The sequence below is a fragment of the Roseibium sp. RKSG952 genome (assembly GCF_009711355.1).
On the sequence record NZ_SMMF01000894.1, the window covers coordinates 1 to 13,756 of the forward strand.

The 13,756-nt window shown below is 59.1% G+C and carries 26 protein-coding genes; all 26 read left to right on the top strand.

The features are described 5' to 3' along the window. Window positions 1-103 precede the first annotated feature (103 nt). The 26 genes from rpsJ to E1297_RS15340 all read left to right on the top strand — a co-directional run bounded on the left by rpsJ (window position 104) and on the right by E1297_RS15340 (window position 13,730). The gene (rpsJ, locus tag E1297_RS15215) at window positions 104-412 is read left to right on the top strand and encodes a 30S ribosomal protein S10 (RefSeq protein WP_006936455.1); all 309 of its coding nucleotides are present in this window, start codon (window positions 104-106) and stop codon (window positions 410-412) included. 23 nt (window positions 413-435) lie between these two features. Then, window positions 436-1,146, top strand: a complete 711-nt coding sequence (gene rplC / locus E1297_RS15220) for a 50S ribosomal protein L3 (RefSeq protein ID WP_155139634.1) — start codon at window positions 436-438, stop codon at window positions 1,144-1,146. Next, window positions 1,146-1,766 (top strand): 50S ribosomal protein L4, encoded by a 621-nt coding sequence (gene rplD, locus E1297_RS15225; RefSeq protein ID WP_155139636.1) that lies wholly within the window; start codon window positions 1,146-1,148, stop codon window positions 1,764-1,766. The genes rplC and rplD overlap by 1 nt, the downstream gene beginning before the upstream one ends. Then, complete coding sequence (locus tag E1297_RS15230; protein ID WP_155139638.1) at window positions 1,763-2,056, top strand: 50S ribosomal protein L23; 294 nt, start codon at window positions 1,763-1,765, stop codon at window positions 2,054-2,056. Before rplD ends, E1297_RS15230 begins: the two co-directional genes overlap by 4 nt. Before the next feature lie 17 nt (window positions 2,057-2,073). Further along, complete coding sequence (rplB, locus tag E1297_RS15235; protein WP_155139640.1) at window positions 2,074-2,907, top strand: 50S ribosomal protein L2; 834 nt, start codon at window positions 2,074-2,076, stop codon at window positions 2,905-2,907. Window positions 2,908-2,919: 12 nt separating this feature from the next. Next, window positions 2,920-3,198, top strand: coding sequence for a 30S ribosomal protein S19 (gene rpsS / locus E1297_RS15240; RefSeq protein WP_022998243.1), 279 nt, complete (start codon window positions 2,920-2,922; stop codon window positions 3,196-3,198). A gap of 2 nt (window positions 3,199-3,200) precedes the next feature. Then, a complete protein-coding gene (gene rplV / locus E1297_RS15245; protein ID WP_155139642.1) occupies window positions 3,201-3,581 on the top strand; it encodes a 50S ribosomal protein L22 in 381 nt (126 codons plus the stop codon). After that, window positions 3,581-4,309, top strand: a complete 729-nt coding sequence (gene rpsC, locus E1297_RS15250) for a 30S ribosomal protein S3 (protein ID WP_155139644.1) — start codon at window positions 3,581-3,583, stop codon at window positions 4,307-4,309. The genes rplV and rpsC overlap by 1 nt, the downstream gene beginning before the upstream one ends. A 46-nt stretch (window positions 4,310-4,355) precedes the next feature. Next, a complete protein-coding gene (gene rplP, locus E1297_RS15255) occupies window positions 4,356-4,769 on the top strand; it encodes a 50S ribosomal protein L16 (RefSeq protein WP_155139646.1) in 414 nt (137 codons plus the stop codon). Window positions 4,770-4,789: 20 nt separating this feature from the next. Further along, entirely contained in the window at window positions 4,790-4,990 is a 201-nt protein-coding gene (gene rpmC / locus E1297_RS15260; protein ID WP_155139648.1) for a 50S ribosomal protein L29, read from the top strand. A gap of 10 nt (window positions 4,991-5,000) precedes the next feature. After that, window positions 5,001-5,231 (top strand): 30S ribosomal protein S17, encoded by a 231-nt coding sequence (gene rpsQ / locus E1297_RS15265; protein WP_145347346.1) that lies wholly within the window; start codon window positions 5,001-5,003, stop codon window positions 5,229-5,231. Between the two features lie 69 nt (window positions 5,232-5,300). Further along, window positions 5,301-5,669, top strand: a complete 369-nt coding sequence (gene rplN / locus E1297_RS15270) for a 50S ribosomal protein L14 (protein WP_155139650.1) — start codon at window positions 5,301-5,303, stop codon at window positions 5,667-5,669. Beyond that, on the top strand, window positions 5,669-5,986 hold the full coding sequence (gene rplX, locus E1297_RS15275; protein WP_155139652.1) for a 50S ribosomal protein L24: 318 nt from the start codon (window positions 5,669-5,671) through the stop codon (window positions 5,984-5,986). The genes rplN and rplX overlap by 1 nt, the downstream gene beginning before the upstream one ends. After that, entirely contained in the window at window positions 5,979-6,536 is a 558-nt protein-coding gene (rplE, locus tag E1297_RS15280) for a 50S ribosomal protein L5 (protein WP_155139654.1), read from the top strand. The genes rplX and rplE overlap by 8 nt, the downstream gene beginning before the upstream one ends. A gap of 35 nt (window positions 6,537-6,571) precedes the next feature. Further along, entirely contained in the window at window positions 6,572-6,877 is a 306-nt protein-coding gene (rpsN, locus tag E1297_RS15285; RefSeq protein WP_155139656.1) for a 30S ribosomal protein S14, read from the top strand. Window positions 6,878-6,889: 12 nt separating this feature from the next. Beyond that, window positions 6,890-7,288 carry a 30S ribosomal protein S8 gene (rpsH, locus tag E1297_RS15290; protein ID WP_155139658.1) on the top strand — a complete coding sequence of 133 codons (399 nt, stop codon included), beginning with the start codon at window positions 6,890-6,892 and terminating at the stop codon, window positions 7,286-7,288. 42 nt (window positions 7,289-7,330) lie between these two features. Continuing rightward, window positions 7,331-7,864 (top strand): 50S ribosomal protein L6, encoded by a 534-nt coding sequence (rplF, locus tag E1297_RS15295; protein ID WP_155139660.1) that lies wholly within the window; start codon window positions 7,331-7,333, stop codon window positions 7,862-7,864. A 12-nt stretch (window positions 7,865-7,876) separates the two neighbouring features. Further along, entirely contained in the window at window positions 7,877-8,239 is a 363-nt protein-coding gene (gene rplR, locus E1297_RS15300; RefSeq protein WP_155139662.1) for a 50S ribosomal protein L18, read from the top strand. A 41-nt stretch (window positions 8,240-8,280) separates the two neighbouring features. Continuing rightward, on the top strand, window positions 8,281-8,847 hold the full coding sequence (gene rpsE, locus E1297_RS15305; protein WP_155139664.1) for a 30S ribosomal protein S5: 567 nt from the start codon (window positions 8,281-8,283) through the stop codon (window positions 8,845-8,847). 41 nt (window positions 8,848-8,888) lie between these two features. Next, window positions 8,889-9,083 carry a 50S ribosomal protein L30 gene (gene rpmD, locus E1297_RS15310; protein WP_155139666.1) on the top strand — a complete coding sequence of 65 codons (195 nt, stop codon included), beginning with the start codon at window positions 8,889-8,891 and terminating at the stop codon, window positions 9,081-9,083. Window positions 9,084-9,105: 22 nt separating this feature from the next. Further along, window positions 9,106-9,573, top strand: coding sequence for a 50S ribosomal protein L15 (gene rplO / locus E1297_RS15315; protein ID WP_155139668.1), 468 nt, complete (start codon window positions 9,106-9,108; stop codon window positions 9,571-9,573). 48 nt (window positions 9,574-9,621) lie between these two features. Continuing rightward, complete coding sequence (secY, locus tag E1297_RS15320) at window positions 9,622-10,953, top strand: preprotein translocase subunit SecY (RefSeq protein WP_155139670.1); 1,332 nt, start codon at window positions 9,622-9,624, stop codon at window positions 10,951-10,953. After that, a complete protein-coding gene (locus tag E1297_RS15325; RefSeq protein ID WP_155139672.1) occupies window positions 10,950-11,531 on the top strand; it encodes an adenylate kinase in 582 nt (193 codons plus the stop codon). Before secY ends, E1297_RS15325 begins: the two co-directional genes overlap by 4 nt. A gap of 259 nt (window positions 11,532-11,790) precedes the next feature. Further along, window positions 11,791-12,159 (top strand): 30S ribosomal protein S13, encoded by a 369-nt coding sequence (gene rpsM / locus E1297_RS15330; protein ID WP_155139674.1) that lies wholly within the window; start codon window positions 11,791-11,793, stop codon window positions 12,157-12,159. Between the two features lie 69 nt (window positions 12,160-12,228). Beyond that, window positions 12,229-12,618 (top strand): 30S ribosomal protein S11, encoded by a 390-nt coding sequence (gene rpsK, locus E1297_RS15335; protein ID WP_155139676.1) that lies wholly within the window; start codon window positions 12,229-12,231, stop codon window positions 12,616-12,618. Window positions 12,619-12,707: 89 nt separating this feature from the next. Further along, on the top strand, window positions 12,708-13,730 hold the full coding sequence (locus E1297_RS15340) for a DNA-directed RNA polymerase subunit alpha (RefSeq protein WP_368669573.1): 1,023 nt from the start codon (window positions 12,708-12,710) through the stop codon (window positions 13,728-13,730). Window positions 13,731-13,756 lie beyond the last annotated feature (26 nt).

Consider the following 13,756-nt stretch of genomic DNA (forward strand, 5'->3'; position numbering starts at 1 on the left):
GCTGGCGTCGTCGCATCCATCATCGAATAATTGACGGCAGGGCCTGCCGGCTCATTGGGAAACAATCGGCGGCAGGCCCGCCAGTCTACTCGGGAAATCTGAAATGAACGGTCAGAATATCCGGATCCGCCTGAAGGCATTTGACCACCGTATTCTCGACGCCTCCACCAAGGAGATCGTCAATACGGCCAAGCGGACCGGTGCACAGGTACGGGGTCCCGTGCCGCTGCCGACGCGGATCGAGAAGTACACAGTGCTTCGCGGACCGCATATCGATAAGAAAAGCCGCGATCAGTTCGAGATGCGGACGCACAAGCGCCTTCTCGACATCGTTGATCCGACGCCCCAGACGGTGGACGCGCTCATGAAGCTCGACCTGGCCGCTGGTGTCGACGTCGAGATCAAGCTCTGAGGCGGATCGAAGGGGACACGTCTATGCGTTCTGGAGTGATCGCTCAGAAGGTGGGCATGACTCGTATCTACAATGATGCGGGCGAACATGTTCCGGTCACAGTCCTGCGGCTGGAAAAATGTCAGGTGGTTGCCCACCGGACTGAAGAAAAGAACGGCTACACCGCGCTGCAGATCGGCGCCGGTGCTGCCAAGGTAAAGAACACGCCGAAGGCGCAGCGCGGCCATTTCGCAGTAGCGAAGGTCGAGCCGAAGCGCACTGTGGCCGAGTTCCGGGTGTCGTCCGACAATCTGATCGACGTTGGCGCGGAAATCACCGCCGACCACTACGTCGAAGGTCAGTTTGTCGACGTGACCGGCACCTCGATCGGTAAGGGTTTTGCCGGTGTTATGAAGCGTCACAACTTCGGTGGTGGCCGCGCATCTCACGGTAACTCGATCTCGCACCGTTCTCACGGTTCGACCGGTCAGTGTCAGGATCCGGGCCGCGTCTTTAAAGGCAAGAAGATGGCCGGTCACATGGGCGACGTCCGCGTGACCACGCAGAACCTGAAGGTTGTGCGCACTGATGTTGAACGCGGCCTGATCATGGTCGAGGGCTCTGTTCCGGGCGCCAAGGGCGGTTGGATCCAGGTTCGCGACGCGGTCAAGAAGGCGCTGCCGGAAGGTGTTCCGGTGCCGGGTGCTTACAAGGCACCTGAAGCTGCCGAAGCCGCCGGGAAGGAGAGTGAGTGATGGAACTTGAGGTCAAGACCCTCGAAGGCGGGGCGGCCGGTTCGATCACGGTGTCTGACGAGATCTTCGGTCTCGAGCCGCGCACCGATCTGATCCACCGTGTGGTGCGCTGGCAGCTGGCAAAGCGCCAGGCCGGCACCCACAAGACGCTGCAGCGCTCGGAAGTTTCTGGCACCACGAAGAAATTCGTGCGCCAGAAAGGCTCCGGCGGCGCCCGTCACGGCAACAAGAAGGCCCCGCAGTTTCGCGGCGGCGGCAAGGCATTCGGCCCGATCGTCCGCGATCACGGCCATGATCTGCCGAAGAAGGTCCGCGCTCTTGGCCTGAAGCATGTGCTTTCGGCCAAGGCGAAGTCCGCAAGCCTGATCGTTGTCGAAGACGTAAAGGCAGCCGAAGCCAAGACCAAGGCTCTGAAGGACCAGTTCGGGAAACTGGGTCTGTCGAGCGCCCTGGTCATCGATGGCGCCGAGCTGGACCAGAACTTCGCACTGGCTTCCCGGAACATCCCGAATGTGGACGTTCTGCCGGTTCAGGGCATCAACGTTTACGACGTCATGCGCGCCAACACCCTGGTGTTGACGAAGGCAGCGGTGTCGGCACTTGAGGAGCGCTTCAAATGAGCAATCTTCCTCACTACGACAAGATCGTTGGTCCGGTGATCACCGAGAAGTCCACCATGGCTTCCGAAGAGAACAAGGTGGTCTTCAAGGTCGCGACAGACGCGACCAAGCCGGAAATCAAGGCTGCTGTTGAGGCACTGTTCGGCGTCAAGGTCACGGCTGTGAACACCCTGGTCCGCAAGGGCAAGGTGAAGCGTTTCCGTGGCCGGATCGGCCGTCAGTCCGACTTCAAGAAGGCCGTCGTTACGCTTCAGGAAGGTCACGCCATTGACGTGACCACCGGGCTCTAAGACGGGGACTAAGAGAAATGGCACTTAAGACATTCAATCCCACGTCGCCAGGCCGCCGTCAGCTGGTCCAGGTCGACCGTTCGGATCTCTGGAAGGGCAAGCCGGTCAAGACCTTGACCGAAGGTCTTTCCAAGTCCGGTGGCCGGAACAACACCGGCCGCCTGACGGCTCCGAACCGTGGTGGCGGTCACAAGCGGTCCTACCGTCTGGTGGACTTCAAGCGCCGCAAGTGGGACGTTCCGGCAACGGTCGAGCGGCTTGAATACGATCCGAACCGGACCGCGTTCATTGCCCTGATCCGTTACGAAGACGGTGAGCTGAGCTACATCCTGGCGCCGCAGCGTCTGGCTGCCGGTGACAAGGTTGTCGCCGGTCAGGCCGTCGACGTGAAGCCGGGCAACGCGATGCCGCTGGCCTCCATTCCGGTCGGTACCATCGTTCACAACATTGAACTGAAGCCGGGCAAGGGCGCACAGCTGGCACGTTCCGCTGGTGCATTTGTTCAGGTCGTCGGCCGTGACCAGGGTTACACCACGCTGCGCCTGATGTCTGGCGAACAGCGCCGTGTTCTGGGCACCTGCATGGCAACCGTCGGCGCAGTGTCCAACCCGGACCACGCCAACATCAATCTGGGTAAAGCCGGCCGCTCGCGTTGGCTCGGCCGCGTTCCGCACACCCGCGGTGTTGCAATGAACCCGATCGATCACCCGCATGGTGGTGGTGAAGGCCGGACCTCGGGTGGTCGTCATCCGGTTACTCCTTGGGGTAAACCGACCAAAGGCAAGCGCACGCGGCGCAACAAGCAGACTGATAAGTATATCGTCCGCAGCCGCCACGCGCGTAAGAAGTAAAGGGCAAGGATCGTGGCACGTTCGATCTGGAAAGGTCCGTTTGTCGACGGGTATCTGCTGAAGAAAGCGGACAAGGTTCGTGAATCCGGCCGCAACGAGGTCATCAAGACCTGGAGCCGCCGGTCGACGATCCTGCCGCAGTTCGTCGGTCTCACCTTCGGCGTCTACAACGGTCAGAAGCACGTTCCGGTGCTGGTGTCTGAAGAGATGATTGGTCACAAGTTCGGCGAGTTCTCGCCGAGTCGGACCTATTACGGACACGGCGCCGACAAGAAGGCAAAGAGGAAGTAACGATGGGCAAGCCGAAGCGTGAGCGGACGCTCGCTGACAACGAGGCCCGGGCAATGACCCGCATGCTGCGCGTTTCCCCGCGCAAGCTGAATCTCGTTGCGGCTGCTATCCGCGGCAAGAAGGTCGGTTCCGCGATTGCGGACCTGACATTCTCCCGCAAGCGCATCGCACAGGACGTCAAGAAGACGCTCATGTCCGCGATTGCGAATGCGGAAAACAACCACGATCTCGACATCGACAATCTGGTCGTTGCCGAGGCACATGTCGGAAAGGCGTTTGTGATCAAGCGCTTCCAGGCACGTGCCCGCGGTCGTGTTGGCCGGATCGAGAAGCCTTTCTCGAACCTGACCATCGTCGTGCGTGAAGTCGAGGAGGCTGCCTGATGGGACATAAAGTAAATCCGATCGGCATGCGCCTCGGGATCAACCGCACCTGGGATTCCCGCTGGTTTGCGACCAAGGGCGAATATGGCGAACTTCTTCATGAAGATTTCCGCATTCGCGAGTTCCTGATGAAGGAACTGAAGCAGGCCGCGGTTTCCAAGATCGTGATCGAGCGTCCGCACAAGAAGTGCCGCGTCACCATTCACTCCGGCCGTCCGGGTGTGGTGATCGGCAAGAAGGGTGCCGACATCGAGCGTCTTCGCAAGAAGATCGCCGACATCACCAAGTCCGAAGTGCACATCAACATCGTTGAAGTGCGCAAGCCGGAAATTGACGCAACGCTTGTTGCGGCATCGATCGCCCAGCAGCTGGAACGCCGTGTGGCCTTCCGCCGCGCCATGAAGCGCTCGGTCCAGTCGGCCATGCGTCTTGGCGCACAGGGCATCCGGATCAACTGCAGTGGCCGTCTTGGTGGTGCGGAAATCGCGCGTATCGAATGGTACCGTGAAGGCCGCGTGCCGCTCCACACCCTGCGTGCCGACATCGACTACGGTGTTGCTTCCGCCCATACCGCTTACGGCGTGTGCGGCGTGAAGGTCTGGATCTTCAAGGGTGAAATTCTCGAGCATGACCCGATGGCGTCTGAGCGCCGTGCAACGTCCGGCTCGGATAACAACCAGGGTGATCGCGGCGGACGCCGGGATCGGGGCCGTGAGCGCGCAGCCTGATTAGGCTGCCTGCTGCTCGCGTAACACGAGAAACGAGAGAAGAACGATGCTGCAACCGAAGCGAACGAAGTTCCGCAAGCAGCACAAGGGCCGCATCCACGGCTTGTCGAAGGGAGGCACTGACCTCAACTTCGGCGCTTACGGTCTGAAGGCAGTTGAGCCTGAGCGGGTCACCGCTCGCCAGATCGAAGCGGCCCGCCGTGCCATGACCCGTCACATGAAGCGTGCGGGTCGCGTATGGATCCGCATCTTCCCGGACCTCCCGGTGTCCTCCAAGCCGGCGGAAGTCCGCATGGGTAAGGGTAAGGGTTCTCCGGACTACTGGGCTTGCCGCGTCAAGCCTGGCCGGATCATGTTCGAAATCGACGGCGTGCCGGAAGATGTTGCGCGTGAAGCCATGCGTCTTGCCGCTGCCAAGCTGCCGATCAAGTGCCGCTTCGTTCAGCGTATCGCTGAATAAGCAGTCGAGGAGCTAAAGCCATGAAGGCAACTGACGTAAGAGCAAAGACCCTCGACGAGCTCCGTGCGGAGCTTGAGGGCCTGAAGAAAGAGCAGTTCAACCTGCGCTTCCAGAAGGCTTCGGGTCAGCTTGAAAACACTGGGCGCGTCCGGCAAATCCGCCGCGACATCGCCCGTATCCAGACGATCATGCGCGAAAAGCGCGTGTCGGCGAACGCGTAAGGAGACGGCAATGCCAAAGCGTATCCTGCAGGGCACCGTTGTCGGCGACGCCAATGACAAGACGGTAACGGTGAATGTGGAGCGCCGCTTCACGCACCCGCTTCTGAAAAAGACTGTGCGCCGGACCAAAAAGTACCGCGCACATGACGAAAGCAACCAGTATAAGGTCGGCGACACTGTTCAGATTGAAGAGTGCGCACCGATTTCGAAAAACAAACGTTGGACCGTGGTCACTCAGTGACCACGCTCCGTCAGGTGAGCATCAGGCGCCCGTGACCGGTGCGCCAATAGAAGAATAAGGCAGCCAGTCATGATTCAGATGCAAACAAACCTCGACGTCGCGGATAACTCCGGCGCGCGTCGTGTCATGTGCATCAAAGTGCTCGGCGGCTCCAAGCGTAAATATGCCCAGGTAGGCGACATCATTGTCGTCTCCGTCAAAGAGGCAATTCCGCGGGGGCGCGTCAAAAAGGGCGACGTGATGAAGGCAGTCGTCGTGCGTACGGCAAATGACATCCGCCGTCCCGATGGCAGCGTGATCCGGTTCGACCGCAACGCGGCCGTTCTGGTCAACAACAACAAGGAGCCGGTCGGCACCCGTATCTTCGGGCCAGTGCCGCGCGAACTCCGTGCTAAGAACCATATGAAGATTATTTCGCTCGCGCCGGAGGTGCTCTGATGGCTGCGAAAATTAAAAAGGGCGACACGGTTGTCGTGCTCACCGGCCGTGACAAGGGCAAGACCGGTGAAGTCATCCAGATGCTGGTTGACGACAACAAGGCTCTGGTTCGCGGTGTGAACATGGTCCGCCGCCACCAGCGCCAGACCCAGACGCAGGAAGCCGGGATCATCGCCAAGGAAGCGCCGATCCATCTGTCCAACATCGCGATCGCAGATCCGAAGGACGGCAAGGCCACCCGCGTCGGCTTCAAGGTGCAGGAAGATGGCAAGAAGGTCCGTGTGGCCAAGCGTTCGGGAGACCTGATCGATGGCTGAGACCAACTACATCCCGCGTCTTAAAACGCACTACGACGACGTTGTGCGCAAGCAATTGCAGGAAAAGTTCGAGTACACGAACCCGATGATGGTTCCGAAGCTCGAAAAGATCGTGCTGAACATTGGTGTCGGCGAAGCTGTCGGCGACTCCAAGAAGGCTCGTACGGCCGCTGAAGACCTGGCCCTGATTGCCGGTCAGAAGCCGGTGATCACCAAGGCGAAAAAGTCGATCGCGACCTTCAAGGTCCGTGAAGGCATGCCGCTTGGTGTCAAGGTTACCCTGCGCCGTCAGCAAATGTATGATTTCCTTGACCGTCTGGTCACCATCGCGCTGCCGCGCGTGCGTGACTTCCGCGGTCTGAACCCGAAGAGCTTTGACGGCCGCGGCAACTACGCCATGGGTATCAAAGAGCACATCGTGTTCCCGGAAATCGAGTACGACAAGGTCGACCAGATCTGGGGTATGGACGTGATCGTCTGCACCTCGGCTGCTAACGATGACGAAGCGCGTGAACTGCTGCGCGCGTTCAACTTCCCGTTCACCAAGTAATTTGGCGAGATACGGGAAAGGAACGAGGAACAACGATGGCGAAGAAGAGCGCGGTCGAGAAGAACAAGCATCGCGAGAAGCTTGTCAAGAAGTACGCTGAGAAGCGCGCTGCCCTCAAGGCAATGGCCAAGGACGAGTCCTTGAGCCTTGAAGAGCGGTTCAACGCACGTCTGAAGCTGGCAAAGCTGCCGCGGAACTCCGCACCGAACCGGATTCGCAACCGCTGCGAAGTCTCGGGTCGTCCGCGCGGTTACTACCGCAAGCTGAAGATGTCGCGTATTGCGCTTCGTGAACTGGGCTCCCTGGGGAAAATCCCGGGCCTGGTCAAGTCGAGCTGGTAAGGAGAAACTCCCATGGCAATTTCTGATCCGTTGGGGGATATGCTGACCCGCATCCGCAATGCGCAACTGCGCCGGAAGAGCAAGGTCAGCTCGCCGAATTCAAAATTGCGTGCCCACGTACTTGATGTGTTGGCCAAGGAAGGGTACATCCGGGGCTACACCACGGTTGACTTCGAGGGCGGCAAGTCCGAGTTGGAAATCGAACTGAAGTATTTCGACGGTGAGCCGGTGATTCGCACGATTGAGCGCGTCTCCAAGCCGGGCCGCCGCGTTTACTCGTCGGTGAAGAACATCCCGCATGTGGCAAATGGCCTGGGCGTGTCGATTCTGTCGACTCCGCGCGGTGTCATGAGCGACCATCAGGCGCGGGATGAGAATGTAGGTGGCGAGGTTCTGTGTCGCGTCTTCTGATGCGGCACACTCGTCTTAATTATAACGACTAAGGTTGGTCAGATGTCTCGAATTGGCAAAAAGCCAGTCCCCGTGCCGAGCGGGGTAACGGCAACGATCAACGGTCAGACGGTATCGGTCAAGGGCCCGAAGGGAGAACTTTCCTTCGTGCTTAACGACCTCGTGCTGGCCGAAATGACGGACGACGGGATCAAGGTTGATCCGCGTGGTACTACCAAGAAGGCTCGCTCCCTTTGGGGCATGAGCCGCACCATGGTGCAGAACATCATCACCGGCGTGAGCGCAGGCTTCGAAAAGCAGCTTGCCATTACCGGTGTTGGTTATCGTGCACAGGTCCAGGGCAAAAACCTTCAGCTCGCGCTGGGTTTCTCGCATGATGTGATCTTTCCGATCCCGGAAGGCATCGACATCAAATGCCCCAAGCCGACCGAGATCGTGATCTCGGGCATCGACAAGCAAACTGTCGGGCAGGTGGCTGCAGAAATCCGTGAGTTCCGTCCGCCGGAGCCCTACAAGGGCAAGGGTGTTCGGTATGCAGACGAGTTTATCGTCCGCAAAGAAGGCAAGAAAAAGTAACGGACCTGGATCATGGCGAACAGCAAAATTGCTTTCGAGCGCCGCCGCGATCGCGTGCGCCGTTCGATCAAGAAGGTGGCGAACGGACGTCCGCGCCTTTCGATCTTCCGCTCGTCCAAGCAGATCTATGCACAGATCATCGACGATGCGAAAGGTCATACTATTGTCGCAGCCTCGACGATCGACGCCGATCTGAAGGGCACCTTGAAGACGGGCGCCGACACTGCAGCAGCCGCTGCCGTCGGCAAGCTTGTTGCCGAGCGCGCAGCCGCCGCCGGTGTCAAGCAGGTCGTGTTCGACCGGGGTGGGTACCAGTATCATGGCCGCGTCAAGGCGCTGGCTGATGCGGCCCGCGAAGGTGGACTTGAATTCTGACCAGCGCCCGTTGGCGCTCTTAAGAACGGAAGACGTATAAAATGGCGAGACAGGATAATCGCGAGCGCGAAGAGCGCGACAGCGAATTCGTCGACAAGCTCGTTCACATCAACCGCGTCGCGAAGGTGGTCAAGGGCGGCCGTCGCTTCGGCTTTGCCGCGCTCGTCGTGGTTGGTGATCAGAAGGGCCGCGTCGGCTTTGGACACGGCAAGGCACGTGAAGTGCCGGAAGCGATCCGCAAGGCGACCGAAGCTGCAAAGCGTACCATGATCCGGGTGCCGCTGCGCGAAGGCCGGACCCTGCACCATGATGTCGAAGGCCGTCACGGCGCTGGCAAGGTTCTCTTGCGTGCAGCCCCGGCCGGTACCGGTATCATCGCAGGTGGCCCGATGCGTGCAGTGTTCGAGACCCTCGGTGTTCAGGACGTCGTTGCCAAGTCTCTTGGCTCTTCGAACCCGTACAACATGGTCCGTGCGACGTTTGACGCGCTGACCCGGGAAGACAGCCCGCGCTCCGTGGCAGCGCGCCGTGGCCTTAAGGTTTCGGTGCTGCAGTCCCGCCGCCGGGATAACAACGAGGATGCGGCACCGGCCGCCGCTGAGGCTTGATCTCAGCGGGACCGGTTCCCACTTGAACGAGGGTTAGTTCCATGGCGAACACCGAAAAGACTGTAACGGTCGAACAGATCGGCAGCCCGCTGCGCCGTCCTAAGGACCAGCGCGCGACGCTCATCGGTCTTGGCCTGAACAAGATGCACCGCCGTTCGACGCTGAAGGACACTCCTGAAGTGCGCGGCATGATCAATAAGGTCCAGCATCTCGTTCGTGTCGTCGAAGACGCATAAGACGGGGTGAGGAGATAAGAACATGAAGCTCAATGAACTTCGTGACAACGAGGGTGCGGTCAAGTCCCGCACGCGCGTTGGCCGTGGTATCGGGTCTGGCAAAGGCAAGACCGGTGGCCGCGGTGTGAAGGGTCAGAAGTCCCGTTCGGGCGTTGCGATCAAGGGCTTTGAAGGTGGTCAGATGCCGTTGCATCGCCGTCTTCCGAAGCGCGGCTTCACGAACATTTTCGCCAAGGACTACAATGTTGTGTCCCTGGGGCGTGTTCAACAGGCCATCGAAGCTGGTAAGCTGGATGCGTCGCAGGCCGTCACGGTCGAAACGTTGAAGGCTGCAGGCGTTGTCAAGCGCGTTCGCGATGGCGTGCGTCTGGTCAGCGACGGTGAATTGAAGTCCGCAGTGACTTTTGAAATCGCAGGCGCCTCCAAGGCCGCCCTTGCAGCGGTTGAAAAAGCTGGCGGCAAAGTCGTCGTTCCGGGAGCTCAGGCCTAAGGGCCTGGGTTTCCCCATTCTGTCGGCACCCAATTACCGGAGTAGGGCATGGCATCGGCCGCCGAGCAACTGGCGTCAAATCTAAATTTCTCAGCCTTCGCCAAGGCTGACGAACTCAAGAAGCGCATCTGGTTCACGCTAGGGGCGCTTTTGGTTTATCGACTGGGGACTTACATCCCGCTGCCCGGGATCAATCCGGACGCTTACGCGCAGGCCTTCAATCAGGCCCAGTCGGGCATCATCGGCATGTTCAACATGTTCTCCGGTGGCGCTGTGCAGCGGATGGCAATTTTTGCCCTGGGCATCATGCCCTACATCTCCGCCTCCATCATCATGCAGCTGATGACGACCGTCGTGCCGTCGCTCGAGCAGATGAAAAAGGAAGGCGAGCAGGGCCGGAAGGTCATCAATCAGTACACCCGCTACGGAACGGTCATTCTCGCAGCGTTCCAGGCTTATGGCATCGCCGTTGGCCTTGAAGGCGCGACAAATGTCGTGACGGATCCGGGCTGGTTCTTCCGCGCCTCGACTGTCATCACTCTTGTCGGTGGAACAATGTTCCTGATGTGGCTTGGTGAGCAGATCACCTCGCGCGGCATCGGTAACGGTATTTCGCTGATTATTTTTGCCGGAATTGTGGCTGGCTTGCCGTCCGCTCTGGCATCGACGCTCGAACTCGGGCGCCAGGGCGCTCTTGCGACCTGGATCATTCTGGCCGTGATTATCCTGGCCGTGGTGGTGATTGCAGTCATCGTGTTCATGGAACGCGCGCAGCGCCGGTTGCTTATTCAGTATCCGAAACGCCAGATGGGCAACCGGATGTTTGAGGGCAACACCTCGTTCCTGCCGCTGAAGCTGAACACGGCCGGTGTCATCCCGCCGATCTTTGCGTCCTCCCTGCTGCTCATTCCGGCGACTGTCGCCGGGTTCTCGAGCAACAGTTCGAATGAATGGCTGACGACGATCACAACGCTGCTTGGCCATGGACAGCCGTTGTTCATGGTTCTTTACGCCGCCATGATCATCTTCTTCTGTTTCTTCTACACCGCGATTGTCTTCAATCCGAAGGATACCGCCGACAATCTGAAGAAACACAACGGCTTCATTCCGGGAATCCGTCCGGGCGAGCGGACGGCGCAATACATTGATTATGTTCTGACCCGGATCACGGTCGTGGGGGCGATCTACATCACCCTCGTTTGTCTATTACCCGAATTCCTCATTTCGGCGACGGGCGTTCCGTTCTATTTCGGGGGGACATCTCTGCTGATTGTCGTTAGTGTGACTATGGACACCGTTTCTCAGATCCAGGGTCATCTGCTCGCGCACCAGTATGAGGGACTGGTGAAGAAAGCAAAGCTTAGGGGGAGACGCCGATGAGGCTTATTCTGCTCGGACCGCCTGGCGCGGGGAAGGGAACGCAGGCAAAGCGTCTGGTCGAGAAGCACAAGATCGTGCAATTGTCGACCGGCGACATGCTCCGCGCTGCGGTCAAGGCGGAAACGCCGGTCGGGCTCAAGGCCAAGGAAGTCATGGATCGCGGTGAACTGGTGTCGGATGACATCATGGTGACCATCATTTCCGAGCGTATCGATCAGCCCGATTGTGCCAACGGGTTCATTCTGGACGGATTTCCGCGCACGATTGCGCAAGCGGATGCCCTGTCCAGCCTGTTGACCGAAAAGAAGAAGCGGCTTGACGCTGTGGTCGAACTCGAAGTCGACGACAAGGTTCTGCTGGAACGCATCGAGACCCGCGCACGCGAAAGCGGCGAAGTTCGTGCCGACGACAACGCCGAAACGCTGCGCAAGCGGCTGGAAGTGTACCATGCGCAAACCGCACCGGTTTCCGGTTACTACCGGGCAAAGGGTACCCTGAAGGCTGTTGACGGGATGAAGTCGATTGACGAGGTCGCTGCCCTGATTGACATGGCCTTGCGGGAAACCCAGGACGCTTGATTTGTTTCCGGGCCGATACCTGAACTTGGCCCGGAAATGACCTATCGTTAATTGCTGACGGCTTGACGGCTTGCCGCCGAGTGGTTAAAGGACGATCCTTAATCCAAAGATTTTGTGTTGTGCCCAAATATTTTTGGGTGCGGCACAATTTGTGCTTGGAAAACCGGGCGCATTTCATACTCCGCAAGGGCCGGGCTCCACCGGACGCGGGGAACCATAACAATAGCCAAGCGAAAGCTTGCAAACATGGAGAATGACATTGGCACGTATTGCTGGCGTTAACATTCCGACGAACAAGCGCGTTGTGATCGCGCTTCAGTACATCCACGGCATTGGTCCGAAGTTTGCTCAGGAAATCATCGAAAAGGTGAGCATTGCTTCCGAGCGCCGCGTGAACCAGCTGTCCGATGCTGAAGTGCTGCAGATCCGCGAAACCATCGACCGTGACTATCTGGTTGAGGGTGACCTGCGTCGTGAAACCGCAATGAACATCAAGCGTCTGATGGACCTTGGCTGCTACCGCGGCCTGCGTCACCGCCGTGGCCTTCCGGTTCGTGGTCAGCGGACGCACACGAATGCACGTACCCGCAAGGGTCCGGCAAAGCCGATCGCCGGTAAGAAGAAGTAATTCACACCTCGATCGGTGGTGGAGCTGCCGGGATTACGGCAGTGACGAGATCAACTTAAGGACAACAAAATGGCAAAAGATTCGACGCGCGTGCGTCGCCGCGAGCGCAAGAACATCTCTTCTGGCGTTGCTCACGTGAACTCCACGTTCAACAACACCATGATCACGATCACCGACGCGCAGGGAAATGCGATTTCCTGGTCGTCCGCCGGTGCGCTCGGTTTCAAGGGCTCTCGTAAGTCCACGCCGTATGCTGCTCAGATTGCTGCCGAAGATGCAGCGAAAAAGGCTGCAGAACATGGCATGCGTACTCTCGAAGTGGAAGTCCGTGGTCCGGGTTCGGGCCGTGAATCCGCGCTTCGCGCTCTCCAGGCTGCCGGGTTCCTGATCACGTCGATCCGCGACGTGACGCCGATCCCGCACAACGGGTGCCGTCCGCGCAAGCGCCGCCGCGTCTAAGGCTTTTCGCCTTAGGTTTCTGTTTCTCCAATGGCAAGGAATGGCCTGGCGCGCAAGCTGCCAGGCGGGATAGCCGAAGGGGCAAAAACGTGACAATTCAGAAAAACTGGCAAGAACTGATCAAGCCGACCAAGCTCGAAATCAAGCCGGGCGACGATCCTCGCTTCATCGCGACGGTTGTGGCTGAGCCGCTCGAGCGTGGATACGGTCTGACCTTGGGCAATGCCCTGCGCCGGATCCTTCTGTCGTCGCTGCAGGGGGCAGCCGTGACCGCCGTTCAGATCGACGGCGTGCTGCACGAGTTCTCGTCCATCCCGGGTGTGCGGGAAGATGTCACCGACATCGTCCTCAACATCAAGGAAATCGCAATCCGCATGGAAAGCGAAGGGCCGAAGCGCATGGTTGTGCGCAAGCAGGGCCCGGGCGTGGTCACTGCCGGTGACATTCAGACCGTTGGCGACGTTGAAGTGCTGAACCCCGACTTGGTGTTGTGCACGCTCGACGAAGGCGCGGAAATCCGCATGGAGTTCACCGTCAACACGGGCAAGGGCTATCACTCGGCTGACCGGAACCGTCCGGAAGATGCGCCGATTGGCCTGATCCCGGTCGATAGCCTGTACTCTCCGGTCAAGAAAGTGTCCTACAAGGTGGAAAACACCCGTGAAGGACAGGTTCTCGACTACGACAAGCTTACCCTGACCGTTGAAACCGACGGTTCGGTGAAACCGGATGACGCAGTCGCATTCGCTGCGCGCATCCTTCAGGACCAGCTGTCCATCTTCGTCAACTTCGAAGAGCCGCAGCGTGAAGTCGCCGAGGACAGTGTCCCGGAACTCGCGTTCAACCCGGCTCTCCTGAAGAAGGTCGACGAACTGGAATTGTCGGTCCGTTCGGCCAACTGCCTGAAGAACGACAATATCGTGTATATTGGCGATCTGATTCAGAAGACCGAAGCGGAAATGCTGCGCACGCCGAATTTCGGCCGCAAGTCGCTCAACGAGATCAAGGAAGTTCTCGCCCAGATGGGTCTCCATCTTGGCATGGAAGTGGCCAACTGGCCGCCGGAGAACATCGAAGATCTCGCCAAGCGATACGAAGACCATCAGTATTGAGGACGTCCACGTCCTTCACGGAGCAA